7 protein-coding genes are annotated in these 7,978 nt (G+C 37.1%); 5 read left to right on the top strand and 2 right to left on the bottom strand.

All coding sequences use genetic code 11. The annotated features are described in order from the left end of the window. Together AWW78_RS09160 and AWW78_RS09165 are read right to left on the bottom strand one after the other, a co-directional pair. A partial coding sequence (locus AWW78_RS09160; RefSeq protein ID WP_047134971.1) for an RNA 3'-terminal phosphate cyclase occupies positions 1-534 on the bottom strand: 534 nt, incomplete at its 3' end. 171 nt (positions 535-705) lie between these two features. Beyond that, on the bottom strand, positions 706-3,972 hold the full coding sequence (locus AWW78_RS09165; protein WP_047134972.1) for a S41 family peptidase: 3,267 nt from the start codon (positions 3,970-3,972) through the stop codon (positions 706-708). Positions 3,973-4,089: 117 nt separating this feature from the next. Between AWW78_RS09165 and AWW78_RS09170 the strand changes: the two genes are divergently transcribed. The 5 genes from AWW78_RS09170 to AWW78_RS09190 form a co-directional block, all read left to right on the top strand. Beyond that, a complete protein-coding gene (locus AWW78_RS09170) occupies positions 4,090-5,133 on the top strand; it encodes a glycosyltransferase family 9 protein (protein ID WP_047134973.1) in 1,044 nt (347 codons plus the stop codon). Between the two features lie 133 nt (positions 5,134-5,266). Further along, positions 5,267-5,659: a hypothetical protein gene (locus AWW78_RS09175; protein WP_047134974.1), complete on the top strand. Its 393-nt coding sequence runs from the start codon at positions 5,267-5,269 to the stop codon at positions 5,657-5,659. A gap of 90 nt (positions 5,660-5,749) precedes the next feature. Then, entirely contained in the window at positions 5,750-6,337 is a 588-nt protein-coding gene (locus tag AWW78_RS09180; protein WP_047134975.1) for a Maf family protein, read from the top strand. Further along, positions 6,330-7,274, top strand: a complete 945-nt coding sequence (locus AWW78_RS09185; protein WP_047134976.1) for a lysylphosphatidylglycerol synthase transmembrane domain-containing protein — start codon at positions 6,330-6,332, stop codon at positions 7,272-7,274. Before AWW78_RS09180 ends, AWW78_RS09185 begins: the two co-directional genes overlap by 8 nt. Next, the coding region (locus tag AWW78_RS09190) for a purine-nucleoside phosphorylase (protein ID WP_047134977.1) at positions 7,267-7,978 on the top strand (712 nt) is incomplete at its 3' end. The genes AWW78_RS09185 and AWW78_RS09190, both read left to right, overlap by 8 nt.

A 7,978-nucleotide genomic window follows, 5' to 3' on the forward strand; every position in this document is an offset into this window, starting at 1 on the left:
CAAAGCCTTGATCTCTCCCCCACCATGTGGATAAAATCCAGCTCTTTTCAACTCAACATCAATTTTCAAACCGATTCTTTTCATGAAGTAAAGCCAGCAATTTTTAATGTAATCAAAAGTTGGGCTCCAAGAAACATGAGTTCCACCCGTAATTATTAAATTTGATGTTCCGTTTGCGAATGAAAGCGGTAAATAAAGCGTTTGCAAAACAAGTGATGTTGAACCAGCTGTGCCTATATCAAATTTAAAATTCCCATGTCTAAGCTCCCTTGGAAAAAATTTTATCCGATTTGATTTAATTACTGCACCATCGATGATCGCATTTGAAATACTGGCGGATGCTTCAACTGCTTTAAGATGCTGGGCTTGAAGTCCGGGATTTGGTCTATTCGCTCTGATATTTATCATTTCAAAAGGTTTCAACAGAAGAACCGAAAGAGCAAGGGATGTTCTCAACATTTGCCCGCCACCTTCCCCTTGTGAGCCGTCAATCTGGACAAGTTCGGGTTCGATTTTAGCTTTTACCTCCGCCATCCTCCCTGTGAGAAAAATTTTTAATTTTCACCCACGCATCTTACCTCTAATCCCCGCAAAAGCGAGGATAAAGGCAACCATCTTATCTAAGTTAAAGATAAAGAAAAAAATGCTCTTTGTAAAATTTGAAATTAAAATAAAAAGGGGCGAGAAACCTCGCCCCTTGTTTCTTTACTTCTTCGGATATGGTGGAATTGGTGGGAGTTTCTTCTCTTTCGTTTTTAACTCTTCAAGTATAAGTTCAATTGCCTTGTTCAATTGTTCATCTACCCCTTCGTACTCTTTCGCAGGATCATTATCAACATAAACATCAGGTTCAACGCCATATCCTTCAATTATCCATCCTTCGCCCTCTGCTCCATAAACTGCGAATTCAGGTTTATTAAGATATCCACCATCAACAAGTGGAAGCGTCCCTCTTATTCCTATGACGCCACCCCAAGTTCTCTTCCCAACAAGTTTACCAAGCCCGTACTTTTTAAATCTGTATGGGAATATATCACCATCCGAAGCGGAAAATTCATCAATTATACAAATTTTAGGTCCGTAGTGCATATCCCTTGGATTTGGAGTTGGACTCATATACCTTGAGACGCTGACCATCGCAATTTCTCGTCTCAACCGCTCGATTATCATCGGAGAAACATTACCACCGCCGTTTCCTCTTACATCAATTATCAATGCTTTCTTTCGAAGTTGTGGATAGAAATGCTTTACAAATTCATTCAATCCCATAATACCCATATCAGGGATGTGAATATAACCAACTTTCCCATTGGTTGCTTTCTCAACTTTCTCAATATTACTTTGAACCCAATTGTAATAGTAAAGTCTTGTTTCATCTCCTATTGGAACAACTGTGACTTCCCAACTTCCTTCTTCCTTCGGCTGAGAATTGACACGAAGTTTAACTTGTTTATCAACAGTGTTGATAAGTGACTCATAAATATTTCTCATCTCTTTGACCGACTTACCATTGACAGCAAGAATATAGTAACCCTCTTTCACATTCACTCCAACCTCGGTCAAAGGTGAACGTAAATTTTTATCCCAATTTTGTCCCTTCAAAATTTTCTTTATTCTGTAATATCCTGACTTTTTATCCCTTTCAAGTTCAGCACCCAGCAAACCAACTCTCGTTTTCTCAATTTTCGGCAGATCTCCTCCACCAACATAAGTATGTCCTGCGTTAAGCTCTCCTATCATTTCACCGATTATATAAGTCAAATCAGCCCGATGATTCACATACGGAAGTAAAACTTCGTATCTTTTCTTAACACCTTCCCAATCAACGCCATGTAAATTCGGATCATAGAAAAATTCCCTCATCTGCCTCCAACACTCATTAAAGATTTGCGTCCACTCAGCACGCCTGTCGAGATTTACCTCAAGCCCAGAGAGATCGAGTTTATCTTTTAACTCAACCTTTGACTTTGGAAGGTCTATTATAGCATATGTTTTCTCTCTAACGACAAGCATTTTCTTTCCATCAAATGAAATGATAAAATTATTAAACTGACCAATTTCCGTCTCCTTCTTCTCGTTTAAATCATACATCAAGAGCAACGGTTTTTCATCTTTTAATCCTCTTCTGATGTAATAAATTTTATCCGAAACATAACCGATGTTTGTGTAGTTGGAAGGAGTTATAGGCACGCCAATTATTCTATCCTTGATCCCATCAAGGTCAACGACGACATTAACCGCTTTCTTATCTTGGGATGTTTCTTTCTTGCTTTGCTCTTGAGAAGCGGGTTTTGTTTCCTCGCTTACCTTAACTTCATCGCTTGTCGGTTTAAACGGCGATTCAACGCTCTTCGAAAGAGTTATCAAATAAATCCTCGCCATATCCTGATAAACATGGTTAAATTCCGTCCTCCCATAAATCGGATTAAAATCTCTATCCGAAACAAAGATCAAATATTTTCCATCGGAGCTGAAAACTGGACTATACGAGGAATACCAACCATCTGTGACCTCATACGATTCGTCTTTTTCAAGTGAATACAAATAAATCTTCGAGAGCCCTTCCTCTTCAGGCTTTACATATGCAATCCACTTACCATCAGGCGACCAAGAATATTGTCTTATCTCTCCAGCGGTTGCTTGGGCTACATCTTTAATTTTCTTAGTTTGAACATCAACATATCTTAATCGCAGTTTTCTATCCGACCACATTATCTTTTTACCGTCGGGAGACCACACAATGTGATATTTGTATGTATCTTCACCAGATGTTAACTGTATCGGCTTACCACTTCCGTCTTGCGGTATTATGTAAATTTCATCCTCACCCGATGCATCGGAAATATAAGCGATGTATTTACCATCGGGCGACCACACTGCGTCACGCTCATGAACACCTGAAGTTGAAGTTAAATTTCTGGTTTGACCTTCCTTTGCGGGAACCGTGAAAATATCACCCCGAGCGACAAACAAAGCCCTTTTACCATCAGGAGAAATATCATAATCTGTGATGAAGTCAGCAACTTTGATTACCCCACCTCTACCATTTGCCATATCGTCAGCTATTATAATCGGAACTTTCTCGGCTTTTTCTGTTTTCAGGTCAAACTTATAGATATATCCACCATATTCAAAAACGATCGCATTCTTTCCAATCGATGGAAATTTTATATCGTAATCCTTGAAATTTGTGAGTTTTCTTGTTTGCTTCGTTTTCAAATCGTAAACATAAAGATTCATTCGCTTGTTTTCATCCCTATCCGAAAGGAAGTAAATCTTATCTCCATACCACATCGGTATGATATCAGATGCGGGGTTATTCGTTATATTTTCAGTCTTTTTCGTCTCAAAATCATATATCCATATATCATCAGCCATTCCACCTCTGTATCTTTTCCATGTGCGAAATTCACGAAATACTCGATTATAGGCGAGCTTTTTACCATCGGGTGAAAAAGAACAAAAACCGCCCCTTGGCAACGGCAGTTCTTCGGGAATATCACCATCAAGTGAAACCTTATACAGCTTTCCTTGAAAAGCATTCCAGCTTTTCATCCTTGAACGGAAAATTACATATTTACCATCTGGTGTCCATCCCATTACAATGTTATTAGGTCCCATCCTATCGGAAACATCATCTCGTTCAAGCGTCGCAGTATAAGTTAATCTTTTCGGAACGCCACCCTCAGAAGGCATCACATAAACCTCGGTGTTGCCATCATATTGAGCTGTGAAAGCGATATACTTCCCATCGGGAGAAAACCTTGGAAACATCTCATAGCCACTATGGGTTGTGAGCTTTCTTGCTATTCCCCCATTTACAGATACGGTGTAAAGGTCCCCCGCATAAGTGAAAACAATTTGTGAATCATAGATCGCTGGGAAACGAAAAAGGCGACCTTCATCTTGAGATAAGGCAAAAATTATGGTGGTAGATAAAAGAAGAATTAAAAGAAGCGTGCGCTTAAGCATGGTGCTACCTTTTTTGTTTTTTAATCCAAGATTCAAAAATTTTTGACGGATTTTTCTTTGGATTAGTTTCTCGTTCGTTATTAATTTTAATTAAGTTAAAGAAAAAACAAAATTATTATGCTTAACATCCCCAAAGAAAAAATATCTAAAATTTTGGTTATAAAACTTCGTGCAATTGGCGATGTCTTGCTATCAACTGTTGTTTTAAAAAATCTTCGACACAATTTCCCACATGTGAAAATTGATTTCTTAACAGAACCGCCGTCAAAAGAGATCATAGAAGGCAATCCATATGTTGATGAACTTATAATTTTTGAGCGAGAAAAAAATAGTCTGAAAAAGTTCTACGAGTTAAGAAAAAGAAAATACGACCTTGTTATAGATCTATTTTGTAATCCAAGATCTGCGTTGCTCACATTTATAACAGGCGCTAAATATCGAGTTGGCTATGCCTTTCGTGGAAGGAGCTATGCTTATAATGTTAAGTTAAAACCAAGAAAGGAAGTTCATCACAATGTTGAATTTAATCTTGATGCTTTGAGAGCCTTAGGGCTTGAAATAATCGACAAAGAAATTTATATGCCAATTGATGAAAATGCTGAAAATTTTGCAAAGAAATTTTGGAATGAAAACAAATTAAATGAGAAAGTCGTGGTAGCCTTGAACCCTAGCGGGACATGGGAGACAAAAAGATGGAGACTTGAGAAATTTGCAAGGCTCGGAGATGAAATAGCTAAAAATTTCAAAGCAAAGATTTTAATCCTATGGGGGAATCAAAACGAACTTGAAGACGCACAAAAAATCTCATCAATGATGGAAATAAAACCAATAATCCCACCCAGAACAAACCTAAAGCAAATGGCTTCGATTTTGAAAAGATGTTCTTTTATGATAAGCAATGATTCAGCTCCAATGCACATCGCAACAGCCGTTGGAACACCAACGCTCGGCATCTATGGACCAACAAACCCTTATGCACAGGGTCCCTATGGGGAAAAACATCTATGGGTGAGAAGAGAAGACCTTGATTGTATCGCCTGCAACCTAACAAAATGCCCAATCGGGAATATATGTATGAAAGAACTATCCGTTGAAACAGTTTATTCCGCATTCCTCAAACTCGTTGAGAAAAACAAAGAATCCACTGGGTTTCCCTTTTGATTAGGATGAAAATTTAATTTAAAACCTTATGAGTTTTAGCGAAGTAAAATGAAATGTGAATTAGCTCACTTGACTTTTATTGAAAATGTTATTAACTTTGAATTGAAAAAATAAAACCGAACATAGGTAAACCATGAAAAAAGCACTTCTTTTATGTCTGGCTTTAAGCTTTATGTTAGCGACGGCTGGTTCGGTTGTTGAATATTTCACCGCACAGAGCCAAAATGATAACATCATTGTGAGATGGAAAACCTCAGATGAGACAGGGGTTCAAAAATTTATACTTGAAAGAAGCGTAAATCAACTTAATGAATTTACCAAGCTCGCCGAGATAAATCCGAAGGGGAACAATTCAATTTATGAATATGTTGATGCATCCGCATTTAAACAGACTGACAATATCTACGCATACAGATTGCAAGTTGTGACAAGTAATGGTTCATTTTATGTTGGTCCTATAACTGTGCTTCACAAAGTGTCAAGCGTAAAAAGGACTTGGGGAAGCATAAAAGCGATGTTTAGGTAAATTTAGGTTTCGATTGAATTTAACGATTTTATTTTTTAATTTTAATCCCGACCTCGTGTCGGGATTTTTTATTAATAAACGAAACAAGAAATGCTAAAGATAAATAAAACCATTGTACTTGCATCAACATCACCAAGAAGGCAAAATCTATTAAAACAACTCGGCTTAAATTTTATCGTCCATCCAAGTGGGATTGAGGAAAACTTATCTCAAGCATCTTCACCTGAGGAATATGTTCTTACACTCTCAAGAAAAAAAGCGATTGAAGTTGCAAAAAATTACAATGATGCACTGATAATTTCAGCAGATACAATTGTTGTTCTTGATGGCGAAATCATAAATAAACCCAAAGACCCTGATGAAGCAAGGCAAATGTTAAAAAAATTGTCGGGAAAAACACACAAGGTCTATACTGGCTTCACGATCTTGGATACGAAAACGAGCAAAATTTATTCCGACTTTGAAGTTACCGATGTTAAATTTAGAGAGTTAGAGGATGACGAAATTGAACAATACATTGCAACTGGTTCGCCCTTCGATAAAGCTGGAGCGTACGGAATCCAAGATGATTACGGAGCTGTATTTGTTGAAAGGATCAATGGTTGCTTCTATAATGTCGTCGGCTTCCCACTTACAAAGTTTTACCTTGCAATGAAAAAATTTTTATCTGATGATTGAAAATCTTCACGAAAAAATCCTTACCTCAATTTTAATTGGCATCCTAATCCTTGCCATCATGACAATATATGCAAACTTTGAAAAACTTCTTTTAAGTTTAAAACATTTTAAATGGGCTCTTATCATTCCCATCTTAACACTTTCAACTTTAAACTATATTGCTCGCTTCCTTCGTTGGGAGTTTTATTTAAGAAAAATTGGCATAAAAATTCCCCTGCCTAAAAGTTTCCTTGTCTTCACAAGCGGTCTTACAATGTCGATCACACCAGGAAAATTTGGAGAAGCTTTGAAATCATATTTGCTTAAAATTACAGATGATGTTCAGATCTCTCGGTCCGCTCCGATAGTTGTCGTGGAGAGATTAGCCGATTTTATCGCTCTTGTCATATTAGCTTTGTATGGTTCATTTTACTTCAACTACGGGAAAGAAATAACCCTTACCATTGGATTTGTAATTCTTGGTGGGATTTTCATAGTCAGCAAGAAAAAAATTTTTTACATCGTACTTGATCAAGTGAAAAAAGTAATCGGAGATAAATTTACATCAAAAATTCACACCGCCTATAACAGCACGCTTGAGCTAATTGAACCAAAGATTTTAATTCCATCAGTTTTAATCACAATTGTTTCGTGGTTTTTTGAATGTATAGGTTTTTATCTCGTAACTTATGGATATTCGGTTGATATTTCGCTTAACCTTGCAACTTTCATTTATTCATTTTCAACGATCGCAGGTGCAATCTCAATGCTACCTGGTGGACTTGGACTTACAGAAGGAAGTATGACTGGTCTTTTAATTCTAAATAAAATTCCAAAAGATATAGCTGTTGCTACCACCATAATAATTAGATTTGCAACGCTTTGGTTTGCAGTCGCTATTGGTTTGATTTCGCTTTATATCCTTCAAAAGAAGATAAAAAATTTAAAAGATGATTGAGAAAGTAAAAGAAAGCGTAAAATACATCAGAAAAGTTACAAACGACTTTCAACCTGAAATAGCAGTAATTCTTGGTTCTGGACTTGGTGATGTCGCCGAAGAGTTTGAAAACAAAATAAAAATTAAAACAAGCGATATACCTAATTATCCGCTTCCAACCGTTGAAGGGCACGCTGGAAATTTAGTTTTTGGAAAAATAAATAACGCAGATGTCCTTGGATTTCAAGGTAGAATTCACTTTTATGAATCTGGAAAAATTGAAAATGTTGTTTACCCGATCGTCGTAGCTTATGAACTTGGAGTTAAAATTTTAATCATCACAAATGCATCGGGCGGGTTAAACAAAAATTTCAAGCCTGGCGATTTAATGGTAATTGCTGATCATATAAACTTCATGTTCTTGAATCCGCTTAAAATCTTTTCACCAAATATAAACAGGTTCAACAAACCAGCTTACGATGAAAACCTCAAAAAACTCGCAATTGAAACAGGCATTGAACTTAAACTCCCGATTCGCGAAGGAATTTACTGTGGCGTCCGCGGTCCAAATTACGAAACCCCTGCGGAAGTCAACATGCTTAGGAAAATTGGAGCAGATGCTGTTGGAATGTCAACAGTGCCAGAAGTTATAACCGCAAATTATTTAGGTATGAAAGTTTTGGGAATTTCATGTATTACGAATTACGCAGCTGGAATAAGCCCAA

It is taken from the genome of Candidatus Kryptonium thompsonii, from assembly GCF_001535985.1.
GTDB classification, from domain to species: Bacteria; Bacteroidota; Ignavibacteria; order Kryptoniales; family Kryptoniaceae; genus Kryptonium; species Kryptonium thompsonii.

Bases quoted from the DNA above. Each gene is read 5' to 3' on its own strand.
- AWW78_RS09185 (WP_047134976.1), top strand. From the start codon at position 6,330: ATGATTGAAAATCTTCACGAAAAAATCCTTACCTCAATTTTAATTGGC.
- AWW78_RS09165 (WP_047134972.1), bottom strand. From the start codon at position 3,972: ATGCTTAAGCGCACGCTTCTTTTAATTCTTCTTTTATCTACCACCATA.
- AWW78_RS09170 (WP_047134973.1), top strand. From the start codon at position 4,090: ATGCTTAACATCCCCAAAGAAAAAATATCTAAAATTTTGGTTATAAAA.
- AWW78_RS09180 (WP_047134975.1), top strand. From the start codon at position 5,750: ATGCTAAAGATAAATAAAACCATTGTACTTGCATCAACATCACCAAGA.
- AWW78_RS09175 (WP_047134974.1), top strand. From the start codon at position 5,267: ATGAAAAAAGCACTTCTTTTATGTCTGGCTTTAAGCTTTATGTTAGCG.